The 24697-nt window shown below is 50.9% G+C and carries 26 protein-coding genes, 1 tRNA gene and 1 pseudogene; 8 read left to right on the forward strand and 20 right to left on the reverse strand.

What is annotated here, in order from left to right:
• Window positions 1–49 precede the first annotated feature (49 nt).
• The 3 genes and pseudogenes from FC814_RS14300 to FC814_RS14315 form a co-directional block, all read right to left on the reverse strand.
• Window positions 50–567, reverse strand: a pseudogene (locus FC814_RS14300) (integrase core domain-containing protein); the annotation flags it as partial.
• A 350-nt stretch (window positions 568–917) separates the two neighbouring features.
• Window positions 918–993: transfer RNA gene (locus tag FC814_RS14310), tRNA-Phe, on the reverse strand.
• Window positions 994–1097: 104 nt separating this feature from the next.
• Entirely contained in the window at window positions 1098–1805 is a 708-nt protein-coding gene (locus FC814_RS14315; RefSeq protein ID WP_000234488.1) for a DUF554 domain-containing protein, read from the reverse strand.
• 152 nt (window positions 1806–1957) lie between these two features.
• On the opposite strand from FC814_RS14315, the gene FC814_RS23200 reads away from it, so the two are divergent.
• Window positions 1958–2041, forward strand: coding sequence for a hypothetical protein (locus tag FC814_RS23200; protein WP_212741836.1), 84 nt, complete (start codon window positions 1958–1960; stop codon window positions 2039–2041).
• Between the two features lie 161 nt (window positions 2042–2202).
• Window positions 2203–4338, forward strand: a complete 2136-nt coding sequence (gene speC, locus FC814_RS14320) for an ornithine decarboxylase (protein WP_137326086.1) — start codon at window positions 2203–2205, stop codon at window positions 4336–4338.
• Window positions 4339–4385: 47 nt separating this feature from the next.
• On the opposite strand, the gene nupG is transcribed toward speC, so the two are convergent.
• From nupG to mutY, 4 genes are all read right to left on the reverse strand, one after another.
• Window positions 4386–5642 carry a nucleoside permease NupG gene (nupG, locus tag FC814_RS14325; protein WP_001049785.1) on the reverse strand — a complete coding sequence of 419 codons (1257 nt, stop codon included), beginning with the start codon at window positions 5640–5642 and terminating at the stop codon, window positions 4386–4388.
• Between the two features lie 202 nt (window positions 5643–5844).
• Complete coding sequence (mltC, locus tag FC814_RS14330) at window positions 5845–6924, reverse strand: membrane-bound lytic murein transglycosylase MltC (protein WP_000760323.1); 1080 nt, start codon at window positions 6922–6924, stop codon at window positions 5845–5847.
• A gap of 64 nt (window positions 6925–6988) precedes the next feature.
• Window positions 6989–7264 carry an oxidative damage protection protein gene (locus tag FC814_RS14335; RefSeq protein ID WP_000091700.1) on the reverse strand — a complete coding sequence of 92 codons (276 nt, stop codon included), beginning with the start codon at window positions 7262–7264 and terminating at the stop codon, window positions 6989–6991.
• A gap of 27 nt (window positions 7265–7291) precedes the next feature.
• Window positions 7292–8344 carry an A/G-specific adenine glycosylase gene (gene mutY / locus FC814_RS14340; RefSeq protein ID WP_137326087.1) on the reverse strand — a complete coding sequence of 351 codons (1053 nt, stop codon included), beginning with the start codon at window positions 8342–8344 and terminating at the stop codon, window positions 7292–7294.
• Window positions 8345–8504: 160 nt separating this feature from the next.
• On the opposite strand from mutY, the gene trmB reads away from it, so the two are divergent.
• The 5 genes from trmB (at window position 8505) to FC814_RS14365 (ending at window position 12798) form a co-directional block, all read left to right on the forward strand.
• Window positions 8505–9224: a tRNA (guanosine(46)-N7)-methyltransferase TrmB gene (gene trmB / locus FC814_RS14345; RefSeq protein ID WP_000786919.1), complete on the forward strand. Its 720-nt coding sequence runs from the start codon at window positions 8505–8507 to the stop codon at window positions 9222–9224.
• Window positions 9224–9550 (forward strand): YggL family protein, encoded by a 327-nt coding sequence (locus FC814_RS14350; protein ID WP_001107564.1) that lies wholly within the window; start codon window positions 9224–9226, stop codon window positions 9548–9550. The genes trmB and FC814_RS14350 overlap by 1 nt, the downstream gene beginning before the upstream one ends.
• 182 nt (window positions 9551–9732) lie before the next feature.
• Entirely contained in the window at window positions 9733–10452 is a 720-nt protein-coding gene (locus FC814_RS14355) for a DUF2884 domain-containing protein (RefSeq protein WP_000984799.1), read from the forward strand.
• A 175-nt stretch (window positions 10453–10627) separates the two neighbouring features.
• Window positions 10628–11674, forward strand: a complete 1047-nt coding sequence (gene ansB / locus FC814_RS14360) for an L-asparaginase 2 (RefSeq protein WP_032226203.1) — start codon at window positions 10628–10630, stop codon at window positions 11672–11674.
• Window positions 11675–11790: 116 nt separating this feature from the next.
• Window positions 11791–12798: a DUF1202 family protein gene (locus FC814_RS14365; protein ID WP_000745197.1), complete on the forward strand. Its 1008-nt coding sequence runs from the start codon at window positions 11791–11793 to the stop codon at window positions 12796–12798.
• Window positions 12799–12860: 62 nt separating this feature from the next.
• Here the strand turns inward: FC814_RS14365 and hemW are convergent, their stop codons facing one another.
• Genes hemW through yggS form a run of 5 tightly spaced genes read right to left on the reverse strand, consistent with a single transcriptional unit; the run spans window position 12861 to window position 16166 of the window.
• A complete protein-coding gene (hemW, locus tag FC814_RS14370) occupies window positions 12861–13997 on the reverse strand; it encodes a radical SAM family heme chaperone HemW (RefSeq protein WP_000239990.1) in 1137 nt (378 codons plus the stop codon).
• Complete coding sequence (locus FC814_RS14375) at window positions 13990–14583, reverse strand: XTP/dITP diphosphatase (protein ID WP_001174758.1); 594 nt, start codon at window positions 14581–14583, stop codon at window positions 13990–13992. The genes hemW and FC814_RS14375 overlap by 8 nt, the downstream gene beginning before the upstream one ends.
• 7 nt (window positions 14584–14590) lie before the next feature.
• Window positions 14591–14881 (reverse strand): DUF167 family protein YggU, encoded by a 291-nt coding sequence (gene yggU, locus FC814_RS14380; RefSeq protein ID WP_001277222.1) that lies wholly within the window; start codon window positions 14879–14881, stop codon window positions 14591–14593.
• A complete protein-coding gene (gene yggT / locus FC814_RS14385; RefSeq protein WP_001094831.1) occupies window positions 14878–15444 on the reverse strand; it encodes an osmotic shock tolerance protein YggT in 567 nt (188 codons plus the stop codon). The genes yggU and yggT overlap by 4 nt, the downstream gene beginning before the upstream one ends.
• A 17-nt stretch (window positions 15445–15461) precedes the next feature.
• The gene (gene yggS / locus FC814_RS14390; RefSeq protein ID WP_137326088.1) at window positions 15462–16166 is read right to left on the reverse strand and encodes a pyridoxal phosphate homeostasis protein; all 705 of its coding nucleotides are present in this window, start codon (window positions 16164–16166) and stop codon (window positions 15462–15464) included.
• A gap of 17 nt (window positions 16167–16183) precedes the next feature.
• Between yggS and FC814_RS14395 the strand changes: the two genes are divergently transcribed.
• On the forward strand, window positions 16184–17164 hold the full coding sequence (locus tag FC814_RS14395; protein WP_137326089.1) for a PilT/PilU family type 4a pilus ATPase: 981 nt from the start codon (window positions 16184–16186) through the stop codon (window positions 17162–17164).
• 208 nt (window positions 17165–17372) lie between these two features.
• Here FC814_RS14395 and ruvX read toward each other — a convergent pair whose 3' ends face one another.
• The 8 genes from ruvX to metK form a co-directional block, all read right to left on the reverse strand.
• The gene (ruvX, locus tag FC814_RS14400; RefSeq protein WP_000017102.1) at window positions 17373–17789 is read right to left on the reverse strand and encodes a Holliday junction resolvase RuvX; all 417 of its coding nucleotides are present in this window, start codon (window positions 17787–17789) and stop codon (window positions 17373–17375) included.
• The gene (locus FC814_RS14405) at window positions 17789–18352 is read right to left on the reverse strand and encodes a YqgE/AlgH family protein (RefSeq protein ID WP_137326090.1); all 564 of its coding nucleotides are present in this window, start codon (window positions 18350–18352) and stop codon (window positions 17789–17791) included. Before FC814_RS14405 ends, ruvX begins: the two co-directional genes overlap by 1 nt.
• Before the next feature lie 108 nt (window positions 18353–18460).
• Window positions 18461–19411 (reverse strand): glutathione synthase, encoded by a 951-nt coding sequence (gene gshB / locus FC814_RS14410; protein WP_000593254.1) that lies wholly within the window; start codon window positions 19409–19411, stop codon window positions 18461–18463.
• Between the two features lie 12 nt (window positions 19412–19423).
• Window positions 19424–20155, reverse strand: a complete 732-nt coding sequence (rsmE, locus tag FC814_RS14415; RefSeq protein WP_010350368.1) for a 16S rRNA (uracil(1498)-N(3))-methyltransferase — start codon at window positions 20153–20155, stop codon at window positions 19424–19426.
• 79 nt (window positions 20156–20234) lie between these two features.
• On the reverse strand, window positions 20235–20942 hold the full coding sequence (endA, locus tag FC814_RS14420) for a deoxyribonuclease I (RefSeq protein ID WP_137326091.1): 708 nt from the start codon (window positions 20940–20942) through the stop codon (window positions 20235–20237).
• A 94-nt stretch (window positions 20943–21036) separates the two neighbouring features.
• Window positions 21037–21534 carry a SprT family zinc-dependent metalloprotease gene (locus FC814_RS14425; RefSeq protein ID WP_000858393.1) on the reverse strand — a complete coding sequence of 166 codons (498 nt, stop codon included), beginning with the start codon at window positions 21532–21534 and terminating at the stop codon, window positions 21037–21039.
• A gap of 76 nt (window positions 21535–21610) precedes the next feature.
• Entirely contained in the window at window positions 21611–23005 is a 1395-nt protein-coding gene (gene galP, locus FC814_RS14430; protein ID WP_029399876.1) for a galactose/proton symporter, read from the reverse strand.
• 482 nt (window positions 23006–23487) lie between these two features.
• Window positions 23488–24642: a methionine adenosyltransferase gene (metK, locus tag FC814_RS14435; protein WP_001062128.1), complete on the reverse strand. Its 1155-nt coding sequence runs from the start codon at window positions 24640–24642 to the stop codon at window positions 23488–23490.
• Window positions 24643–24697: the final 55 nt, after the last annotated feature.

Raw genomic sequence — 24697 nt, forward strand, 5'->3', positions numbered from 1 at the left:
GCTGATAGAAACAGAAGCCACTGGAGCACCTCAAAAACACCATCATACACTAAATCAGTAAGTTGGCAGCATCACCCGGGCGTTTACCGTTATATTCTGACAACCATTTTTCCGTGATTTTCCGCACTTCATTCCGTGTTCTGAACAGATAAAAATCGGACGGTATGTCCGTTTATAACGCTCAATGAAAGCGTTCTGTGTCGGCTTATCCAGCTGAATAAACTCCAGTTTTACTGCATGTTTCTCTGTCCATTCAGCCATTGTGATTCCACAAATATCCCTCTCGCCGCAGAAAAGTGTCGGAAAACTGTATCGTGGATATCGCTCTTCCATCGCCTGCAAGACGACAATAACGGGTTCGTCACGCGTGGTATCCGGACGATAATGATAAACCGTTCTGCTCAGGTTCAGACTCCAGCAGGCCTGACGAATACTGAGTCTGAACGACGTTATCAGATGAGTGAGCAGCTCACGCTTAAAGGCTGGTTTTAAAGTTTGTTTCGATAACGTCTTTCAGGCTCGGTTCTTCAGGTTATGGTCGGCAATCATCTGTTTGAGACGGTGGTTTCCGGGCGCTGTTGGGTATGATTAATGTCATTGTGTGCAGGAAATTGCTGAGCCATGTCAGCATCACATCAACGCTGGAATCCATTGATGAAAGTGTTGATAGTCTGCGGGATATACTGGAAACAGAGTTGATGTAGTGGCCTGATGAATATGGCGTTGACACAATTTGATATTCGCAACGAAGAACTGTAAATATTACGGACGAAAAAAAACAGACTTGCGTCAACAAGTCTGTTCTTCAAGAGATTTTCTTTCAACTACGGTAACAACGTTACATCGTGTTTTTACTGGCTAGCTTTCGTGTCCGTCAGGATTGCATCTTGCAAAACTGACCAACCGGCTTTGAATAGTGGTGCCCGGACTCGGAATCGAACCAAGGACACGGGGATTTTCAATCCCCTGCTCTACCGACTGAGCTATCCGGGCAACGGGGCGCATTAAACCTGATTCGCCTCGTCTCGTCAATCAAATTTCTTCAAATTACTGCAGACTGCACAATCTATCATCACTTTGCCGCTATTACACACATTTCAGGCAAACCAGGCGGTCCAGGCGGCGGAAAGAGGCATTGCCAGAAGCAGTGCTGGAAGCATGTTGACTACCGGGAACATTTTAATGCCACAGATGCGCAAACCGGTCGCCAGAAGCAATAAACCGCCTACGGCGCTAAAGTCCGCCATCATCGCCGGTGTCGTTAGCGGTAATATCAGCGCGGCTCCCCAGGCCAGTGTTAACTGGATGATGAGCAATGGAATGCTAATCACTGATACCGCAATCCCCAGAGAGCAGGCGAAGATCATCGCCGTAAAGAAATCAAGAAATGACTTGGCGATTAAAATACTCGGATCGCCGGTCATTCCTTCATTCATCGCGCCGAAGATCCCTGTACCGCTGGCACAAAACAGGACGATAATCGCAACAAAATTTTGAATAAATGATTCATGCGCTGGCTTCTTGTGCGAGTGGCGAAACAGATTTTGCGCTCTGGCAACCGCTGTATTGACTCCTTTCTCCAGCAAACACATTTCGCCGATTAGAGCGCCAAGTAGCGTTGCTAAAACCATCGCCGGAAGGTTGGCGCATTTCACCACCAGTAAAATACCAATCCCCAACGATGCTAGACCAAAAATCGATGTCATTGAGACGCGGATACGTTCCGGTAAACGTTGGCTAAGCAGTGCGCCGAGAATGCCACCCAGTAATACTGCACTCGCGTTGATAAAAGGGCCGATGACCACAAGAGTTCCTGTTAACTGTATTGTTTGATTTTTTTATTATGAACTTTTTGCCCCGTTTATAGCTTGCCTGGACGCAAAGTCCTGGCTTGCACGCTTTAGCGAAAGGTGCCATGATTGCGCGAATTTTCTCCTCTCTGTACGGAGTTTGCCTGATGCATGCCACCTCCTTACATTCTCTCGCTCCTCGCCGTTTTGCGCGAAAATATTCCCTTTCCATGTTACTGCTCATGCGGTGAAGTTAACGCACGCTCACTGCAGGACAACAGTAAAATCAGAGCGTTTCTGCTTTTACTGATGTCTGGCGGTCGGAGCTGGTGACCAGTTTGACCCCCATCTCATGGGGCAAGGTTTTTCACCTTGTCCGATATTCTTACCTCCCCGAAACGGGTTTGCGTTTATGAAATCAATGAGTATTGCCGCCAGTAATGAACTGGTTTCCCGACTTTCTACCCATCGTCGCGTGGTGGCGCTGGAAGATACTGATTTTACGGACGTCGCGGCAGTCGTCATTACCGCTGCGGATAGTCGTAGTGGCATTCTTGCGTTACTTAAGCGAACCGGTTTTCATCTGCCGGTATTTTTGTATTCTGACAATGCTGTTGAAGTGCCTGCGGGCGTTACGGCGATTATCAACGGTAACGAGCAGCAGTGGCTGGAGCTGGAGTCTGCTGCTTGCCAGTATGAAGAGAATTTGCTGCCACCGTTTTATGACACGCTGGCGCAGTACGTTGAGATGGGCAACAGCACCTTTGCTTGCCCTGGGCATCAACATGGCGCGTTCTTTAAGAAGCATCCAGCTGGACGCCATTTTTACGATTTCTTTGGTGAGAACGTCTTTCGCGCCGATATGTGTAATGCTGACGTAAAATTGGGCGATCTGCTTATTCATGAAGGATCGGCGAAGGATGCGCAGAAATTCGCAGCCAAAGTCTTTCATGCCGATAAAACCTATTTTGTCCTGAACGGCACATCGGCAGCGAATAAAGTGGTGACGAATGCGCTGTTAACGCGTGGCGATCTGGTGCTCTTCGACCGTAACAACCATAAGTCGAATCATCACGGCGCGCTGATTCAGGCGGGGGCGACGCCGGTCTATCTGGAAGCTTCACGTAACCCGTTTGGTTTCATTGGCGGTATTGATGCGCACTGTTTTAATGAAGAGTATCTGCGCGAGCAAATTCGCGACGTTGCGCCAGAAAAAGCCGAGCAATCGCGCCCGTTTCGCCTGGCGATCATTCAGTTAGGGACCTATGACGGCACTGTCTACAACGCCCGTCAGGTGATCGATACCATTGGGCATCTGTGCGATTACATTCTGTTTGATTCCGCATGGGTTGGTTATGAACAGTTTATCCCGATGATGGCGGATAGCTCGCCGCTGCTGTTAGAACTTAACGAAAACGATCCGGGGATCTTTGTTACCCAGTCGGTGCATAAACAGCAGGCGGGATTCTCGCAGACGTCGCAGATCCATAAAAAAGATAACCATATTCGCGGGCAGGCGCGTTTTTGCCCACATAAGCGGTTGAATAATGCCTTTATGCTCCATGCTTCCACCAGTCCGTTCTATCCGCTATTTGCCGCGCTGGACGTCAATGCCAAAATCCATGAAGGGGAGAGTGGGCGTCGGCTATGGGCTGAGTGCGTTGAGTTGGGGATTGAAGCGCGCAAGGCGATTCTTGCGCGCTGTAAGCTGTTCCGTCCGTTTATTCCGCCCGTTGTCGATGGCAAATTGTGGCAGGATTATCCGACGTCAGTGTTGGCCAGTGACCGCCGTTTCTTCAGCTTTGAGCCAGGAGCAAAGTGGCACGGCTTTGAGGGATATGCCGCAGACCAGTATTTTGTTGATCCGTGCAAGCTGTTACTGACCACGCCGGGAATCAATGCCGAAACCGGTGAATATAGCGATTTTGGCGTACCGGCGACGATTCTGGCGCATTATCTGCGTGAGAACGGCATTGTGCCGGAAAAATGCGATCTCAACTCCATTCTGTTCTTATTAACGCCGGCTGAAAGTCACGAGAAGCTGGCGCAACTGGTGTCGATGCTGGCGCAGTTTGAACAGCATATTGAGGATGATTCGCCGCTGGCTGAGGTGCTACCGAGTGTTTATAACAAATATCCGGTACGCTACCGCGACTACACTTTGCGCCAGTTGTGTCAGGAGATGCACGATTTGTATGTCAGCTTCGACGTCAAAGACCTGCAAAAAGCGATGTTCCGCCAGCAGAGTTTCCCGTCAGTGGTGATGAATCCGCAGGATGCGCATAGCGCCTATATTCGCGGTGAAGTGGAATTGGTGCGGATTCGTGATGCCGAAGGGCGAATTGCGGCAGAAGGGGCGTTGCCTTATCCACCTGGCGTGCTTTGCGTGGTGCCGGGGGAAGTCTGGGGTGGAGCGGTTCAGCGTTATTTCCTTGCGCTGGAAGAGGGCGTGAATTTGCTGCCGGGGTTTTCGCCGGAGCTACAAGGTGTCTATAGCGAAACCGATGCGGATGGCATGAAACGGTTGTACGGTTATGTGTTGAAGTGAGAATAAAAAACGGGTCACCTTCTGGCGACCCGTTTCTCTTTGCGTAATTAGTGGCTAACAGTCTGTGTGCCCGCAGGGACACGAACGTGTTTGTATTTAAACATCGCCATGAACGCGAAGGCCAGAACCACAGAGTAACCTGCGAAAATCAGCCATACGGTCTGCCAGTCGGTAATGCCGTTTTGGGTGTACATCTCAACCACTTTACCGCTCACAATACCGCCGAGGATACAGCCGAAGCCGTTGGTCATCATCAGGAACATCCCCTGCGCACTGGCACGAATTGCCGGGCTGACTTCTTTTTCGACAAACACTGAACCAGAGATGTTGAAGAAGTCGAATGCGCAGCCGTAGACAATCATTGACAGCACCAACAGTACAGTACCGAACGGAGTCGGGTCGCCATAAGCAAACAGCGCAAAACGCAGGATCCACGCCACAATACTGATCATCATTACGTTCTTAATACCGTAGCGGCTTAAGAAGAACGGGATGGTCAGAATGAACAGAGTTTCCGAGATCTGCGAAATCGACATGATGATCGACGCATGTTGCACGATGAAGCTGCTGGCAAACATCGGATCTTTGTCGAAGCTGTGCAGGAAAGTATTACCGAACATGTTGGTAATCTGCAGTTCCGCACCCAGCAACATCGAGAAGATGAAGAAAATCGCCATACGCTTGTTTTTAAACAGCGCGAATGCATCAAGCCCCAGCAAAGTCGTCCAGCTCTGATTCGCTTGCTGTTTAGCAACCGGAATATGCGGCAGCGTAAAGGTAAATAGCACCAGAACGGCGGAGAGAGCTGCGCCAATATACAGCTGCATGTGGCTTAATTCGAAGCCAGACAGGCTCACCACCCACATCGCCATAATAAAGCCGATGGTGCCCCAGATACGGATTGGCGGGAAATCCGTCACAATATCCAGCCCGGCATTTTGCAGGCGATAGTAGGAGATAGTGTTGATTAACCCAAGCGTTGGCATATAGGCAAACGAGTTAATCAATATCACAAGGAACATCGCCTCCGGCGTGGTGACTTTCGCCGCCATGAAGAGAGTGATCGCACCAATAGTGTGACAAATGGCGTAAACCCATTTCGCACTTAACCATTTGTCGGCCACAATCCCCAGCAACGCAGGCATAAAGACAGCGGCGATACCCAGTGAACTATAAACTGCGCCGATAGAAGCACCGTCGAACTTCAGGGTAACAAACATATAGGAGCCGAGGGTCGTCAGCCAACTTCCCCACAGGCAGAACTGCAGAAAAGAGAGAATTTTCAGCTGCAGCTTAAGATTCATGTTAATTTCCTCACATCATGATGCGGATGAGTGTTTCAAAAAGCACATTTGACCGTGCAAGATGATGCGATTCTATCAACTTCACTGACTGTTTTTTTGTTACCCGTGGCAAATAATTGCAAATAATATCGTTTTGCAAAACATAATTGTGATGTGGATAACACTTTTGCCCCAGGACATCGTCAAGGGGCGATAAGTGCAATTATCGGCGACGGTAAGATTTTTGCGCCGTGTTCACTTTATAAAGATAGCGGCGAGATTCCGCAGAAGGATGGCGGGTCGTTAGCGTCTGATAAACATCGCCCGGGGTCATGGTATTAATAATATTAGCAGCTTGAATCTTATCGTTAGAGAAAACGCGTAACACGCTGCCTGCACCACCGTTATAAGCGGTGATGACGGCATAACGCCGCGACGTTGGGTTATCAATGCCGCCAAGATAAACATTGTTCAGCATCGCCAGATACGCAGTGCCGGTATCAATATTGCTGGCAGGATCAAACAAGAAACTGCGGCTCGGCGTGCCGGATTTCCCCTGCGAGCGGAACACATCTTTCCCGGCAGTATGTTGTACCACCTGCATTAATCCCAGCGCATCGGAACGGCTGACCGCATACGGGTTAAAGGAAGATTCGGTCTGCATAATCGCCAGAATCAGCGACTCATCAACGCCATATTTCCGTGACGCCTGGCGGACCATGCCGAGATATTTGTGCGCACGTTTATCAAGGTGGTTCGGCACCATGTTAATGGTGACGCTGTAGATGATACGCAGCCCGTTGCTGCGGCTTTTCAGACGGTTTTTCAGCAGATAATCCGCGAAGTTGCTTGCGCGACCTTCCCAGCGAATCGGCTGCCCGGTGTTGTCCACCACCTGACCGTAAAGAAAAGGTTCTTTCGAAATCGTAATATCATCAACGTCGGAATAGAGATCGACCGAACTCGGATCATCCCCCATCAGTAACGTTTTGATAATTGCCCGACGCAGATGTGCGGCAGGTTCTGTCCCGGCGATGGTTTCGATAGTGATCGTACCGTCATCAAAGTTGATGTGGCTGCGGGTCTGGTATTGATCGGTGTATTTCACGTAGTCCTTAGGACCGGCGATCACCACCTCTTTGAATCCCCAGATGTTCTCAATATTGTGGGCAAATTGCCCCATCAGAATATCAAAACCGTTGGTATCTTTGACCCAGGCTTCATTATAGGTATCGCCTTTTTTGGTCGTCGAGCAGGAGATGAGCAACGGCGCAATCAAAGCCAGCGCGAGATATTTTTTCATCATTCCGGGTGCGTGTTGTGTTTGTTTTTATGCAAGTTGCCGGAGGCGTACTCCGGCTCTGTTTTTATTTTTTATCTTCCGGCGTATAGCCCTCGATATGCACCTCTTTACCCTCGAACAGGAAGTTGACCATCTCCTGCTCCAGCAGCTTGCGGTGCTCGGCATTCATCATGTTGAGTTTCTTTTCGTTAATCAGCATGGTTTGTTTGTGCTGCCACTGCGCCCAGGCTTCTTTGGAAATCTCGTTGTAGATGCGTTTTCCCAGTTCGCCGGGGTATAGCTGAAAATCCTGACCTTCTGCTTCACGCTGCAGGAAAGTACAAAAAATCGTTCTGCTCATAAATCATCCTCTTTATCGACTCACGCGCTAAACCGGCGCGCCAGTGCGTAACTGCTGTAACAAACGCTCCACGGGAGCCGCCAGACCAACTGACGGCGGTTGCGCTAAGTTATACCAGAGCGCATTGCCTTCATCCATGCAACCGGTGAATGACGACACGGGAAGCCACATAGGCACAATATCTAAATGGAAATGGCTGAAGGTATGCCGAAACGCGGTGAGTTGCGTCAGGTTATCAGCAGCAATCTGCCGTTGCGCCAGCCACTGCCGCAAACTTTCTTCGTCGGCAAACTGCGGGAAACAGTATAAACCGCCCCACAATCCGCTCGGCGGACGCTGCGCCAGAAATACTTCATCTTCGTGCTGTAACAGCAAAAAGTAGCCGGTGCGCTCCGGTAATGTCTGTTTCGGTTTTTTGCCCGGATAAAGCGACCAGCTATTGTTGGCGGCGGCAATACACCCGTTTTGTAGCGGGCAGAGCGAACACTTCGGCTTCGAGCGCGTACAAATCATCGCGCCTAAATCCATCATCGCCTGATTAAACCGCTCCACGCCGACGGCGGGCGTAACCTGCTCGCTTAAACTCCACAGTTTGTTTTCGACCTCTTTTTTCCCTGGCCAGCCGCTTACAGCATAGCAGCGTGCTAACACGCGTTTGACGTTACCGTCGAGAATCGGAAAGTGCTTACCCAGAGAAAGCGAGAGGATCGCGCCTGCGGTGGAGCGTCCGACGCTAGGCAGCGCGGCGACTTCCTCAAAGGTTTCCGGGAATTTACCGCTGTGTAAGGTGGCAACTTGCTGTGCCGCTTTATGCAGATTGCGCGCGCGGGCGTAATAGCCAAGCCCGGTCCACAAGTGGAGAACTTCGTCCAACGGCGCATTGGCGAGATCGGTCACCGTCGGGAAGCGCGCCATAAAGCGTTCAAAATAGGGGATAACGGTCGCAACCTGAGTTTGTTGCAACATCACTTCTGAGAGCCATACTTTGTAGGGCGTCTTGTCAATTTGCCAGGGCAGAGTTTTTCGCCCGTATTTATCGTACCAGTCCAGAACCAGGGCTGAAAATTGCGACGCTTGCATGGTCACCGAATTCATTGTTGTTGGGGGCAAGATTGCAGCACAGCGACGGCAGGGTGTAAACCGGAACTTTCCGCAGCCACGGCCTTATCATGCTTGCATCCGGCAACTAACTTTGGATAATGCCCGTTTTCAGAACACTTTCACAAGCGACTAAATCTTTATGAAAAACGACGTCATCTCACCGGAATTTGATGAAAACGGCCGCCCATTGCGCCGTATCCGTAGTTTTGTGCGCCGCCAGGGGCGACTGACCAAAGGCCAGGAACATGCGCTGGAAAACTACTGGCCGGTGATGGGCGTTGAGTTCAGCGAAGATATGCTGGATTTCCCTGCGCTTTTTGGCCGTGAAGCGCCAGTGACGCTTGAGATTGGTTTCGGCATGGGCGCTTCGCTGGTGGCAATGGCTAAAGAGCGCCCGGAGCAGGACTTCCTCGGCATTGAAGTGCATTCGCCGGGCGTTGGCGCTTGTCTGGCTTCTGCGCATGAAGAAGGGTTAGATAACCTGCGTGTGATGTGCCATGACGCAGTCGAAGTGCTGCATAAAATGATTCCTGACAATTCATTGAGCATGGTTCAGCTCTTTTTCCCTGACCCGTGGCACAAAGCGCGCCATAATAAACGCCGTATCGTTCAGGTGCCGTTTGCTGAGCTGGTAAAAAGCAAACTGAAACTGGGGGGCGTATTCCATATGGCGACTGACTGGGAACCTTATGCGGAACATATGCTTGAAGTGATGTCTTCCATTGACGGTTATAAAAACCTGTCAGAGAGCAACGATTACGTACCGCGCCCGGCATCACGTCCGGTGACGAAATTTGAACAACGTGGTCATCGTCTTGGTCACGGAGTATGGGACTTAATGTTCGAGAGGGTGAAATAATGGCAAAGAACCGTAGCCGTCGTCTGCGTAAAAAAATGCACATCGACGAATTCCAGGAATTAGGATTTTCGGTGGCATGGCGATTCCCGGAAGGTACATCGGAAGAACAAATTGATAAAACCGTTGATGACTTTATTAACGAGGTTATCGAACCGAACAAACTGGCCTTTGACGGCAGCGGCTATCTGGCCTGGGAAGGTCTGATCTGTATGCAGGAAATCGGCAAATGCACTGAAGAACATCAGGCGATTGTGCGTAAGTGGCTGGAAGAGCGCAAACTGGATGAGGTACGCACCAGCGAACTTTTCGACGTTTGGTGGGACTAAGAAAACATACGGGCGATGACAAATGCAAAACTGCCTGATGCGCTACGCTTATCAGGTCTACAAAGATGCACGATCGAGTAGGCCGGATAAGGCGTTTACGCCGCATCCGGCATGGACAACGCGCACTTTGTTATCAATCTGGGCCAGCAAATGCTGGCCTGATTTGTTCTTGAGGGAAGATTATGATGCGCAAAATGCTGCTGGCGGCAGCACTTTCAGTGACGGCAATGACCGCTCACGCCGACTACCAGTGCAGCGTCACGCCGCGTGACGATGTGATTGTCAGCCCGCAAACCGTGCAGGTGAAGGGCGAAAACGGCAATCTGGTGATCACGCCAGACGGCAACGTGATGTATAACGGTAAGCAATATTCCCTGAATGCCGCCCAGCGCGAGCAGGCGAAGGATTATCAGGCTGAACTACGTAGCACCCTGCCGTGGATTGATGAAGGCGCGAAAAGCCGCGTCGAGAAAGCTCGCGTCGCGCTGGATAAAATTATCGTTCAGGAGATGGGCGAAAGCAGCAAAATGCGCAGCCGTCTGACCAAACTGGATGCGCAATTAAAAGAGCAGATGAACCGCATTATCGAAACGCGCAGTGATGGCCTGACGTTCCACTATAAAGCTATCGATCAGGTTCGCGCCGAAGGCCAGCAGTTAGTGAATCAGGCAATGGGCGGTATTTTGCAGGACAGCATTAATGAAATGGGCGCGAAAGCGGTGCTGAAAAGCGGCGGTAACCCATTACAGAACGTGCTGGGAAGCCTGGGGGGGCTGCAATCCTCAATCCAAACCGAATGGAAAAAGCAGGAAAAAGATTTCCAGCAGTTTGGCAAAGATGTCTGTAGCCGTGTCGTAACACTGGAAGATAGCCGCAAAGCCCTGGTCGGGAATTTGAAATAATCCTCTATTTTAAGACGGCATAATACTTTTTTATGCCGTTTAATTCTTCGTTTTGTTACCTGCCTCTAACTTTATAGATCTCCAAAATTCATTCACGTTGTAAATTGTTTAACGTCAAATTTTCCATACAAAGCTAAGGGATAATACGTAGCGTTCACGTAACTGGAGGAATGAAATGGAGTTTTTCAAAAAGACGGCACTTGCCGCACTGGTTATGGGTTTTAGTGGTGCAGCATTAGCATTACCGAATATCACCATTTTAGCGACCGGCGGGACGATTGCCGGCGGTGGTGACTCCGCAACCAAATCTAACTACACAGCGGGTAAAGTTGGCGTAGAAAATCTGGTCAATGCGGTGCCGCAACTGAAGGACATTGCGAACGTTAAAGGCGAGCAGGTAGTTAACATTGGCTCCCAGGACATGAATGATAATGTCTGGCTGACGCTGGCGAAAAAAATTAACACCGACTGCGATAAAACCGACGGCTTCGTTATTACCCACGGTACTGACACGATGGAAGAAACCGCTTACTTCCTCGACCTGACCGTGAAATGTGACAAGCCAGTGGTGATGGTAGGTGCAATGCGCCCGTCCACTTCCATGAGCGCAGACGGCCCATTTAATCTGTATAACGCGGTAGTGACCGCAGCCGATAAAGCCTCCGCCAACCGTGGTGTGCTGGTGGTGATGAACGACACCGTGCTTGATGGCCGTGATGTCACCAAAACTAATACCACCGATGTAGCGACCTTCAAATCTGTTAACTACGGTCCGTTGGGTTACATTCACAACGGTAAGATTGACTACCAGCGTACTCCGGCACGTAAGCACACCAGCGACACGCCGTTCGATGTCTCTAAGCTGAATGAACTGCCGAAAGTCGGCATCGTTTATAACTACGCCAACGCATCCGATCTTCCGGTAAAAGCACTGGTAGATGCAGGCTACGACGGTATCGTTAGCGCCGGTGTGGGTAACGGCAATCTGTATAAAACCGTGTTCGACACCCTGGCGACCGCTGCGAAAAACGGCACTGCGGTAGTGCGTTCTTCCCGCGTACCGACGGGCGCAACCACTCAGGATGCCGAAGTGGATGATGCAAAATACGGTTTCGTCGCCTCTGGCACGCTGAACCCGCAAAAAGCGCGCGTTCTGCTGCAACTGGCGCTGACGCAAACTAAAGATCCACAGCAGATCCAACAGATTTTCAATCAGTACTAATCGCCTCGCCCCGGTATCGTGCCGGGGCTTTTTCACTTCAGACTCACGTCCATTGCCAATTTTTATTACCCTGATGATAATAACTGGAATAAATTATTCCTCGCGAGGGTTTTCTGGTGAAAAAGCAATGGATTGTCGGCACGGCGCTGTTTGTGTTGATGTCTGGTAATGGCTGGGCCGATGGCGAACCGCCAACTGAAAATGTCTTAAAAGATCAATTCAACAAGCAGTATCACGGTATTCTCAAGCTTGATGCCATCAGTTTAAAAAACCTTGATGCGAAAGGTAATCAGGCCACCTGGTCAGCGGAAGGCGATGTTTCTTCCAGTGATGATCTCTATACCTGGGTTGGTCAACTGGCAGACTACCAACTACTGGAGCAGACCTGGACGAAAGATAAGCCCGTAAAATTTTCGGCGATGTTAACCAGTAAAGGAACACCTGCGTCTGGCTGGACGGTGAGCTTTTACTCTTTTCAGGCAGCAGCCAGCGATCGTGGACGGGTGGTCGACGATATCAAAACGAATAATAAATATCTGATCGTGAATAGCGAAGATTTCAATTATCGCTTTAGTCAGCTTGAGTCAGCGTTGAATACCCAGAAGAACTCGATTCCTGCGCTGGAAAAGGAAGTGAAAGAGCTTGATAAGCAAATGGCGGCGGCGCAGAAAGCAGCAGATGCATATTGGGGAAAAGATGCAAACGGCAAGCAAATGACCCGCGAAGACGCCTTTAAAAAAATTCACCAACAGCGTGATGAGTTTAATAAACAGAATGATAGCGAGGCGTTCGCGGTTAAATATGACAAAGAGGTTTATCAACCGGCGATTGCGGCATGTCATAAACAAAGCGAAGAGTGTTATGAAGTGCCGATTCAGCAGAAACGGGATTTCGATATCAACGAACAGCGGCGACAGACCTTTCTGCAATCACAAAAACTTAGCCGTAAATTGCAGGATGACTGGATAACGCTCGAGAAAGGGCAATATCCGTTAACGATGAAAGTTTCAGAAATAAACAGTAAAAAAGTCGCGATATTAATGAAGATTGACGATATCAATCAGGCGAGCGATCGCTGGAAAAAAGATACCGAACAATTACGACGTAATGGGGTGATTAAGTAATTATTGCGATGACGTATGACCTGTAGCCGGATGCTGCGTTCACGCCGCATCCGGCTACAAGTTTACTCCGCCAGAAAAAGCTCCAGCAGCGAATTTAAAAACAACTTCCCATGTTCCGTTATCTGCCAGTAATCCGCACACTCAGTAAGATAACCCTGAGCGATAGCCTCGTCTAACTGTGGACGTATCACCTCTTCAGAAAGACCTGTGTACTGGCTAAACTCCACGCGCGGTGCGGCTTCCAGCAAACGGAAGCGATTCATAAAGAACTCAAAGGGCTTGTCTGCGGCTTCCACATCGCGCTGGCTTTCCAGATACCTTCCCTGCATAAAGCCGCGCGGGTGTCGCGTTTTGGTGGTACGCAGAATGCGACCGTCCGGGAAGGTGACTTTGCCGTGCGCACCGCAGCCGATGCCAATATAGTCACCAAATCGCCAGTAGTTGAGATTGTGCTGGCATTGATAACCCGGTTTGGCGTAAGCGGAGGTTTCATATTGCTGATAACCCGCTGCGGTTAATAACTGATGCCCCTGTTCGAAAATATCCCACAGCGCGTCGTCGTCCGGCAGTACCGGCGGGCGTGAACCAAACAGCGTATTAGGTTCGATGGTCAGTTGATACCAGGAAAGATGCGGCGGATTCAGTTCAATAGCCTGGCGCAGATCGCCAAGCGCCTCTTCCAGCGATTGATCCGGCAGCCCATGCATTAAATCAAGGTTAAAGCTACGCAGCCCCAGCTCGCTTGCCAGTTTTGCAGCACGCTTCGCTTCTTGCGGGCCATGAATACGTCCCAGCCGTTTCAGCTTTTCTTCGCTAAAACTCTGTACCCCAATAGAGATACGATTTACACCGGCACGCTGATAATCAACAAAGCGATCGGCTTCTACCGTACCGGGGTTCGCTTCCATGGTAATTTCTGCATCCGCTGCCAGCGGCAAACGCGCACGCACGCCGTCCAGCAGCGTTTGCATCGCCGAGCCGGAAAGCAGGCTCGGCGTACCACCGCCAATAAAGATTGTCTTTACTTCACGGTTCTGTGCGTAAACGACATCGTTGTCCAGATCGCTAAGCAGATGCTGAACATAATCGTCGTGCGGCACTTCCCCTTTCAACGCGTGAGAGTTGAAATCGCAGTACGGGCATTTCTGCACGCACCACGGGATGTGAATGTAAAGACTCAGCGGCGGTAATTTAACCATTACGTAAAGCGTCCAGCAGCAGTTTCAATGCCTGACCACGATGGGAAATGGCGCTCTTTTCTTCGCGGGTCAGTTCGGCAGCGGTTTTGCCTTCGGAAGGCACGAAGAAAATTGGATCATAACCAAAGCCGCCAGTACCGGAAGGTTCACGGGTAATCACGCCCGGCCAGCTGCCGTGACATACCAGCGGAGTGGGATCTTCCGCGTGACGCAGATACACCAGCACACAGTGGAAGCGAGCCTGACGTTGGTCGTCCGGTACGTCTTTCAGTGTTTCCAGCAGTTTTTGCAGATTCTTTTGATCGGTCGCGTCTTCACCGGAATAACGCGCGGAGTAAATCCCTGGCGCGCCACCCAGCGCATCTACCGCCAGACCGGAGTCGTCGGCAATCGCCGGTAAACCGGTCGCTTTTGCCGCGTGGCGCGCTTTCAGAATCGCGTTTTCGATAAAGGTCAGGCCGGTTTCTTCGGCGGAATCAACGCCAAGCTCCGTTTGAGCCACGATATCAAGACCGAAGTCGCTAAGCAGCGACGCCAGCTCACGCACTTTACCGGCATTGCCGGTTGCGAGGACAACTTTTTGCATAGGATACCTAATTAATTAACGCCGCGATTTCTGGCGGGATTTGTTGCGGATTAATGATTTTAATTTGTTTGTGGCGGCCAAGTTCGCCTTTTTCTATCACCACCTGGCTTTTGGCTACCCGGAATTGCTTACCGAGAAATTTCACCAGATGGCTGTTGGCCTGGCCGTCAACCGGCGGCGCGGTAATGGCGACTTTTACCTCGTCGCCATGTAAACCGACAATAGAATCACGGCTGGCTTTTGGCTGAATATAAAGCCGCAAAACCAGACCGTCATCGTTAACTGTTACGGCACTCATAACGCCATCCACAGCCCCGGCAGCAGCATGTTTCCTGTCGCCTGTAATACTTCTGCGACACCCATATTGATGACATACAGCAGCAGAACGAGGATCATCGGCGAGAAATCAATCCCACCCATTGCCGGCAGCAGGCGGCGAATTGGACGCAGCAGCGGATCGGCAAGCTGAATCAGCACGTATTCAATCGGGCTACGACCCTGGCTTACCCAGCTCATAATCGCCATCACCAGCAGTACCCAGAAAATCAGCAGGCCGATGGTTTTCAGCAGAATTAATAAACCGGCAATCCAGATGATTGGCAGGAAGGTCACCACTTTAAACAGCACAATGGCTTTGATGAAACTGAGAATATAGGCAACCAGCAGCGAGGCACTGTCAATGGGTCCCATTGCCGGAATAACGCGGCGCAGTGGCCCGATAATTGGCTGTGTCACTTTCACCACAAACTGTGAGAAAGGGTTATAAAAATCACAATGAGCCCACTGCATCCAGATGCGTAATAACAGCACCATGGTATACAGCTCAATGACCGTTGAAAGCAGGAAAGTCAACGTATTCATGGCGTTCCTTTAATTCCTTATTTTTTAGAGTAATCACGCGCACCAAAGATGGCTGTGCCGATGCGAACCATTGTGCTACCTGCCGCAATGGCGGCTTCCATATCGTCCGACATCCCCAGAGAGAGCGTATCGACATGCGGGTAGCGCGTTTTCAGTCCGGCAAATGCTACAGCCATTTGGCGTGCAACTTCAAACTGCCTTACATATTCTGACTCAGGCGCCGGGATAGCCATCAGCCCGCGCAGGCGTAGACGCGGTAGTTCAGCAACCGCAGCCGCCAGTTCGTCCAGTTCTGCCAGTTGAATCCCGGACTTACTGTTTTCATCACTAATATTAATTTGAATCAGTACGTTAAGAGGGGGGAGTTCTGCCGGTCGCTGGTCGTTCAGGCGGGTAGCGATACGCAAACGGTCGATGGTATGACACCAGTCGAAATGCTCTGCCACCAGGCGACTTTTGTTGGACTGTAGCGGACCAATAAAATGCCATTCTAATCCTGTTACGCCCAGCTCCTGAAAGTGGCGAATTTTATCTACCCCTTCCTGAACGTAGTTTTCACCAAATTGACGCTGCCCGGCATCAATGGCTTCTGCGATGGCGCTCGCAGGTTTTGTTTTACTGACTGCAAGCAGCGTAATTTCTTCTGGAGAATGGCCGCAACGCGTTGCAGCCGCTGAGATTTTGTCCCGGACCTGTGCCAGGTTATGCGCAATATCGTTCATTTTCCGAGGATCTTAGTATGAATATGGAAGAAATTGTGGCCCTTAGTGTAAAGCATAACGTCTCGGATCTACACCTGTGCAGCGCCTGGCCCGCACGATGGCGCATTCGCGGCAGAATGGAAGCTGCACCGTTTAACGCACCGGACGTGAAAGAGCTACTGCGGGAGTGGCTGGATGACGAGCAGAGGGCGATATTACTTGAAAATGGTCAGCTTGATTTTGCCGTATCGCTGGCGGAAAACCAGCGGTTGCGCGGCAGTGCGTTCGCGCAACGGCAAGGTATTTCTCTGGCATTACGGTTGTTACCTTCGCACCGTCCACAGCTCGAACAGCTTGGCGCACCACCGGTATTGCCGGAATTGCTTAAGAGCGAGAATGGCCTGATTCTGGTGACGGGAGCGACGGGGAGCGGCAAATCTACCACGCTGGCGGCGATGGTTGGCTATCTCAATCAACATGTCGATGCGCATATTCTGACGCTGGAAGATCCTGTTGAATATCTCTATGCCAGCCAGCGATGTTTGATCCAGCAGCGAGAAATCGGTTTGCACTGTATGACGTTCGCATCGGGATTGCGTGCCGCATTGCGGGAAGATCCCGATGTGATATTGCTCGGAGAGCTGCGTGACAGCGAGACAATACGTCTGGCGCTGACGGCGGCAGAAACCGGACATCTGGTGCTGGCGACCTTACATACGCGCGGTGCGGCGCAGGCCGTTGAGCGGCTGGTGGATTCATTTCCGGCGCAGGAAAAAGATCCCGTGCGTAATCAACTGGCGGGGAGTTTACGGGCGGTGTTGTCACAAAAGCTGGAAGTGGATAAGCAGGAAGGGCGCGTGGCGCTGTTTGAATTATTGATTAACACGCCAGCGGTGGGGAATTTGATTCGCGAAGGGAAAACCCACCAGTTACCACACGTTATTCAAACCGGGCAACAAGTGGGGATGTTAACTTTTCAGCAGAGTTATCAGCAGCGGGTGGGGGAAGGGCGTTTGTGAGGCGAAATTGGTTGATTAGCTTCGTAAATATGCCTGATTCGCTACGCTTATCAGGCATACAAACTCAGCATCCGGCAATGAACGTCTGATGCGACGCTAACGCGTCTTATCAGACCTACAGCCGTTGCCACATGTAGGCTGGATAAGGCGTTTACGCCGCATCCGGCAAGATGACGGTAATGACAATTCGCCAGGCTTATAAATCGCCTTAATAACCCTGCTCGAAATAACTTTCGAGAATGATAACCGCAGAGGCAGAGTCGACTTTACCTTTGTTGAGTGCCCGGTAACCACCTTGTTCAAAAAGCCCGGAACGCGCTTCTACGGTGCTAAGACGCTCGTCATGTAGCTTTACTTCAATACCGAAACGACCATGAATACGGTTGGCGAATTTACGCGCCCTGGCGGTTAATGGCTGTTCGGTGCCGTCCATATTCAGCGGCAAACCGACGATGATTTCGTCCGGCTGCCATTCTTTCAGTAAACGTTCGATGATGTTCCAGTCCGGCGTACCGTCCTGAGCTTTAATTGCAGGCAAAGGGCGAGCGGTGCCGGTAATACGTTGACCTACCGCCACACCAATGCTTTTAGTGCCGAAATCAAAGGCGAGTAAGGTTCCGCTCATCAGGCGTGCCCCGCCACACCAGGCATAGTGAGAATATCAACACCAATCAGTCTTGCCGCATCGCGCCAGCGGTCGGCAATCGGCGTTTTGAACAGAATATTCAGATCTGCCGGGGCGGTTAGCCAGGCGTTGTCGAGAATCTCTTGTTCCAGCTGGCCTTTATCCCAGGAGGCGTAACCCAACGCCACCAATACGTCAGACGGTTGTTTATCGGTGCCGAGCGTTTCAAGTACATCGCGGGAGGTGGTCATCACCGTGTTGTCTGAAATGCGAATACTGGAAGCAAAATTAGAGGGCGGAGTATGCAAAATAAACCCGCGATCTTCAGCCAGCGGACCACCGAGCATAACCGGTTTATCCAGACGGATTGATTCATCACGCGGCTCCGGCGCGATCTTCAGCTTTTCCAGAATCCCTTCAATTTTGAGATTTTCCAGCGGCTTGTTGACGATGATCCCCATTGCACCATTGGTATTATGTTCGCAAATGTAGACCACGGAACGACGGAAAATCGGATCCTGGAGAGCAGGCATGGCAATAAGAAAGTGATGCTGTAAATTCATTGTCAGAGGTTCTGTTTCCTGGTTCAAAAAAGCAACAGCGCCCAGTATGCGTGGAAAGAAGGGCGCTGTCACTCAGAGTCTCAACGAGATCCCTCTCGTTAAACTGGGTTATTGCTGCTGTAAACGTGCTTCTATGGCATCCATTAACATTCCGGTGATCGAGACCGGAAACTCTGCTTCAATCTCACGAATACAGGTTGGGCTGGTGACGTTAATTTCAGTCAGACGGTCGCCGATAATATCCAGGCCAACAAAGATAAGCCCTTTTTCTTTCAGCGTCGGCCCGACCTGGCGGGCGATTTTCCAGTCACTTTCAGTTAGCGGACGAGGTTCGCCACGACCACCGGCAGCCAGATTGCCTCGGGTTTCGCCACCCTGCGGAATACGTGCCAGACAGTACGGCACCGGCTCGCCATCGACGACCAGCACGCGCTTGTCGCCATCTTTAATGGCAGGCAGATAATTCTGCGCCATGCAGTAGCGCGTGCCGTGTTCAGTCAGGGTTTCGGCTATTACGCCGAGGTTCGGATCGCCTTCTTTCACCCGGAAAATAGACGCACCGCCCATACCGTCCAGCGGCTTAAGGATGATGTCGGTGTGTTTTTCCCAGAACGCTTTTAACTGTGCTTTATTGCGTGTGACCAGCGTTTCTGGTGTTAAGTCAGAGAACCAGGCGGTAAACAGTTTTTCGTTACAGTCGCGCAGGCTCTGCGGCTTGTTAACGATCAGCGTACCTTTCTCTTCGGCACGTTCCAGAATGTAAGTGGCGTAGATAAACTCGGTATCAAACGGCGGATCTTTACGCATCAGGATCACGTCGAGATCGGCCAGTGGCAGATCTTGCTCCCCCGTAAACTCGTACCATTTATCGTAGTTTTGTTCAACGCTCAGAGTACGCGTATGAGCACGGGCTTCACCGTTAATCAAATAGAGATCGGCCATCTCCATATAGTGAAGTTCGTAACCACGACGTTGTGCTTCCAGCAACATAGCGAAACTGGAATCTTTCTTGATGTTGATGTTTGCGATGGGGTCCATCACGATGCCGAGCTTGATCATTATTCTTCTCCGTTAGCCCAAATCGCCAAATCGTACTTGTAGCGCGGTAATGGCGGTGAGCGCAGTTGTCTCTGTACGCAAAACGCGAGGTCCCAACAGGATATCAGTAAATTGATAGCGGGCAGTCATGGCAATTTCATCTGCCGATAAACCGCCTTCCGGGCCAATCAGCAGGCGGACGCGTTCAACCGGTAACGGCAACGTATTGATGCTGTTACTGGCGCGCGGGTGAAGATTCAGTTTCAGCCCTTCATCCTGCTCTGCACACCAGGCTTCCAGATCCATCGCTGGACGGATTTCCGGCACCCGGTTACGACCACACTGCTCACAGGCAGCAATTGCAATCTTCTGCCACTGCTGGAGCTTCTTGTTCAGACGTTCGCTATCCAGTTTAACGCCGCAGCGTTCAGAAAAAAGTGGCGTAATGAGGCTTACTCCAAGTTCGATCGATTTCTGGATAGTAAATTCCATTTTTTCACCGCGCGACATCACCTGACCGAGATGAATATGCAACGGGGATTCACGATCGTCGAGCTGACCTTCCAGCACTTTTACTTCGACACTTTTTTTGCTGGCGCTGGTAATTTCTGCGTCAAAGACCTGGTTGCTGCCGTCAAACAACTGCAACGCCTGTCCAGGTCCCATACGCAGTACACGTCCGATATGGTTGGCGGCATCTTCGCAAAGCGCAATGTGAGAGTTGCTGATAAGTGGTTCTGGATGATAAATGCGGGGGATACGCATGGTTAAAAATCCGCGTCGTCTCCCCACGCGGTTGTCCGCGTGGGGTAGGGGTTAACAAAAAGAATCCCGCTAGTGTAGGTTAGCTCTTTCGCGCCTGGCAAGCGCGTTGCACATACGGGTTATGATTGCCTTGAATCTTTGCAATACGTTCGTCGCGCTCGCACTCCCAGTCGGTCACCGGATACATCTTGTTCCAGGCGTTAAAAAGCTGCGTTTGTTGGCGTGAGAGAGTCAGGTTGTACTGGTCACGCATGTAGAAATAAGTTCGTGCAATGATGCCTCGCGTATGAGCGGGTGGTTCAGCCACTTTTTCTTTGAAATCCACCTTCATGGCACACTGCCCGTACTGCCCTTCGCCGCCGTTCCACTGACTATACATAAAATTGCCGCGATCGCCGTTCACTTCGCCTATTGCGGGCTGAAGGTTATGCATATCGCTTTCCATTTTGCGATAAACCGGATCTTTGGCGCAGTTTTTACGTCCACCGTCTTGCCAGCACTGACGCTGGTGACCGAACTGCCAGGCAGGAACCACATGTTCCCACTCTACGCGGCTGGCGCGGTTTTCATTTTTGCGTACTTGGTATCCGCACGACTCCAGATCCACGATGCCTTTTTTACCCTGCCAGTTGATTTTACATCCGCAGTAAAATGTTCCTGGCACATCAGCGTAGACTTTTACCGCTGCTGTTTTCGCCTGGGAAAAACTATTGATGCTTTCGGCCAATGCAGGGCCGGAAAATGCTGCGCTCAGTACCACCGCAGCCACAGACAAATTACGGTACATCACTTACTCCGTGTTAAAACGAGCGAGCAACGTAGCGAAAGTTGTTTTGGTATGCAATCAGCCAGATCAGTAAAATTCCTGATAGTTCTACTGGTTATTGGGCAACCAGTTGTTCACCGCAGTGAACGCAGCGATAGACGGCCTCTCCACGCACCACGCGGTTATGGCGGCGCACGGTAAGCTGATGCTCCTGGCATTTACAGCGGTAAGGGAAGGTGTTGCGGCGCACGGATTGTAGCTCAAACTGATGCGTGCGGCGGGCGGGAACGCCCAGCACGCTTTCCATCATCCACTTCCACTCTTTACCATGCGGCGCCACGCGACCGAAGTGTTTCCAGACCAACAGATGCGCCAGTTCGTGCGGCACCACTTCTTCTATAAAAGCCTCGCTGTTTTCCATCAGCAGCACCGGATTGAGGCGAATTTCATAGCTGTCCAGCCATGCTGTTCCGGCGGATGTACCACGCTGGGTGTACGAAATTTTTGGCTCCGGGTAATTACGCCCCAGCTTCAGGTTGGCCTGGGCGAGTTTTTCCCGCAGGCGACGCATAACGGCCTGTTGGATGGCGATAGGGAGACGGGAAGTTTTCATAGCGGCTGAGGATAAAGCGAAGAAAAGATGACTGCAAGAGGCGGCTTCCTCCGCGACGGGAGGAAGCCTGAGGAGATTAATCGTGAGCGCCGATTTCGCGCAGTTTACGACCTTTCATCAGATTACGTTCAATATGTTCCAGCGAAACGTGTTTGGTTTCCGGCACCAGCCACAGCGTCAGCAGGATAAACAGCACGTTCAGAGCCGCATACACCCAGAAGGTGTTGGCGTTGCCCAGCGTGTTGAGCATGGTCAGGAACGTTGCGCCGACGATCATGTTGGCAATCCAGTTGGTGGTGGTGGAGCAGGTGATGCCAAAATCGCGGCCTTTCAGCGGCTGAATTTCGGAGCACAGTACCCAAATCAGCGGACCGGCGCTCATCGCAAAACCGACAATAAACATCAGCAGCATGGCGATGGCGAAATACTGTGCCGACGGAGAGTGGATACCGATATGCATCATTGTACCCAGCACGCCCATGCCCGCAGCCATGACGAGGAAACCCAGCGTCAGCGTTGGTTTACGTCCCCAGCGGTCAACAAGGCCGATAGCGATAAAGGTAGCGAGTACGTTGGTCAGGCCGACAATCACTGTCCCCCACATTTGCTCTGTGGTGTTGGTATAACCCGCCAGTTCGAAGATTTTCGGCGCGTAATACATGATGACGTTCATGCCGGTGAACTGCTGCATCACCTGCAACAGTACGCCAAGGAACACCGCGCGGCGGAAGTTGCTGTTCTCTTTAAACAGCGCCCAGCCACTCTGTTTAACCTGCAAACTTTCACGGATTTCATCCAGTTCACGTTTCGCTTCCGCGCTGGTGTCACGCAGGCGTAGCAGCACGCGTTCGGCATCAACAAAACGGCGTTTGGCGGCAAACCAACGTGGGCTGTCTGGCAGGAAGAAGACACCAATCAGCAGCAAAATTGCCGGGATGATAATCACACCCAGCATCCAGCGCCATGCGCCGGTGTAGCTGAAGGCGGTATCAGAAAGATAAGCACCGAGGATGCCGATGGTAATCATCAGCTGATACATCGAAATCATACTGCCGCGAATTTTTTCCGGTGCAATTTCAGAGAGGTAAAGCGGCGCGGTATAAGAGGCAACACCCACCGCCAGCCCCAGCAGAACGCGGGAAAGAATCAGCACTTCAACGTTCGGCGCAGCCGCAGAAAACAGCGAACCGGCAACAAACAGGATTGCGCCGATCATCAGGCTCTTTTTGCGCCCGAGTTTAAAAGAGAGCCAGCCACTGCCTACCGCACCGACTGCCGCACCAAACATCATGGAGCTTACGACCCATTCTTGCGTGTGCGAGGTTATCTGGAATTCATCTGCAATAAACGGCAATGCGCCAGCAATTACACCGATATCCAGGCCAAAGAGTAATCCCGCCAGAGCGGCAAGGAAGCAGACAAAAAACGTCATTGCCTTGTTTGACCGCCCCTGTTTTTTAGCGTCAGGCATGATGCCCTCCAATATGTTATTTTTTATTGTGAATTAAGATAGGTGAGTACGACGTAAAAAGATGTGAGGCAAATCACATTGGTGTAATCGCTTACACTAACATTTATAGTGATTATAATTTAAGTACATGAAAATAATTGAGTTATATCATCATAGATTAAACGCAGTTATCTGCAATTAAGACTTTACTGAAAAGAAATGTAACAGCTGTGAAAACTGAATAATATAGTGAAAATAGTATAAATATTTTGTTGGTGTGGTGGGTGTAATCGGTTTCAGTAGTGGTGATAATTTGCGGGTAAACGTGTTCAGCAACGGAATGTTGCTATCGTGTAGGCGGCTTTTTGCCGGATGCGGCGTGAACGGCTTATCCAGTCTACATGTAGCGATGGTTGCAGGCCTGATAAGCGTAGCGCATCAGGCTTTCTCTAGAAAAGAAAAGGCCAGCGCGAGGCTGGCCTTTGAAAACTGGTGTTGAAATATTATTTCAGACCGGCAGCATCGCGCAGCAGTTGCGCTTTGTCGGTTTTTTCCCATGGGAAATGTTCGCGACCAAAGTGACCGTATGCTGCGGTTTCTTTGTAGATCGGGTGCAGCAGATCCAGCATCTGAATCAGACCGTATGGACGCAGGTCGAAGAACTCACGTACCAGCAGGGTCAGCTGTTCAGAAGGTACTTTCTCAGTACCGAAAGTTTCGACCATGATGGAGGTCGGTTCTGCCACGCCGATCGCGTAGGAAACCTGAATTTCACAACGGTCGGCCAGACCTGCAGCAACGATGTTTTTCGCCACGTAACGTGCCGCGTAGGCTGCGGAGCGGTCCACTTTTGATGGATCTTTACCAGAGAACGCACCGCCACCGTGGCGAGCCATGCCGCCGTAGGTATCAACGATGATTTTACGACCAGTCAGACCGCAGTCACCCATCGGGCCGCCGATAACAAAACGTCCGGTCGGGTTGATGAAGAATTTGGTTGCGGAAGTCAGCCATTCAGCGGGCAGAATGGGCTTGATGATCTCTTCCATCACCGCTTCTTGCAGGGATTTCTGGTCGATCTCTTCAGAATGCTGGGTGGAAAGCACTACAGCATCGATGCCGACGATTTTGCCGTCGTCATACTGGAAAGTCACCTGGCTTTTCGCGTCCGGGCGCAGCCACGGCAGAGTGCCGTTTTTACGCACTTCAGCCTGACGCTGTACCAAACGGTGTGCATAGGTGATTGGTGCTGGCATCAGCACGTCGGTTTCATTGGTCGCGTAGCCAAACATCAGACCCTGGTCACCCGCGCCCTGTTCCAGCGGATCGGCACGGTCAACGCCCTGGTTGATGTCAGGAGACTGTTTGCCGATGGCGCTCAGAACCGCACAGGAGTTAGCGTCAAAGCCCATGTCGGAATGCACATAGCCAATTTCACGAACGGTGTTACGGGTGATCTCTTCGATGTCTACCCAGGCGCTGGTGGTGATTTCACCGCCAACTAAGACCATGCCGGTTTTTACGTAGGTTTCGCAAGCAACGCGTGCTTTCGGATCCTGTTCGAGGATCGCATCTAAAACAGCATCAGAGATTTGGTCAGCAATTTTGTCAGGATGCCCTTCAGAGACGGACTCGGACGTAAAAAGGTGTTTTGCCATATTTAATATCACCAAAAGAGAATTTAGTTAGCTCAAACTGTTGTGTGGATTTTCT

The organism is Escherichia sp. MR (assembly GCF_005280595.1).
GTDB lineage: Bacteria > Pseudomonadota > Gammaproteobacteria > Enterobacterales > Enterobacteriaceae > Escherichia > Escherichia ruysiae.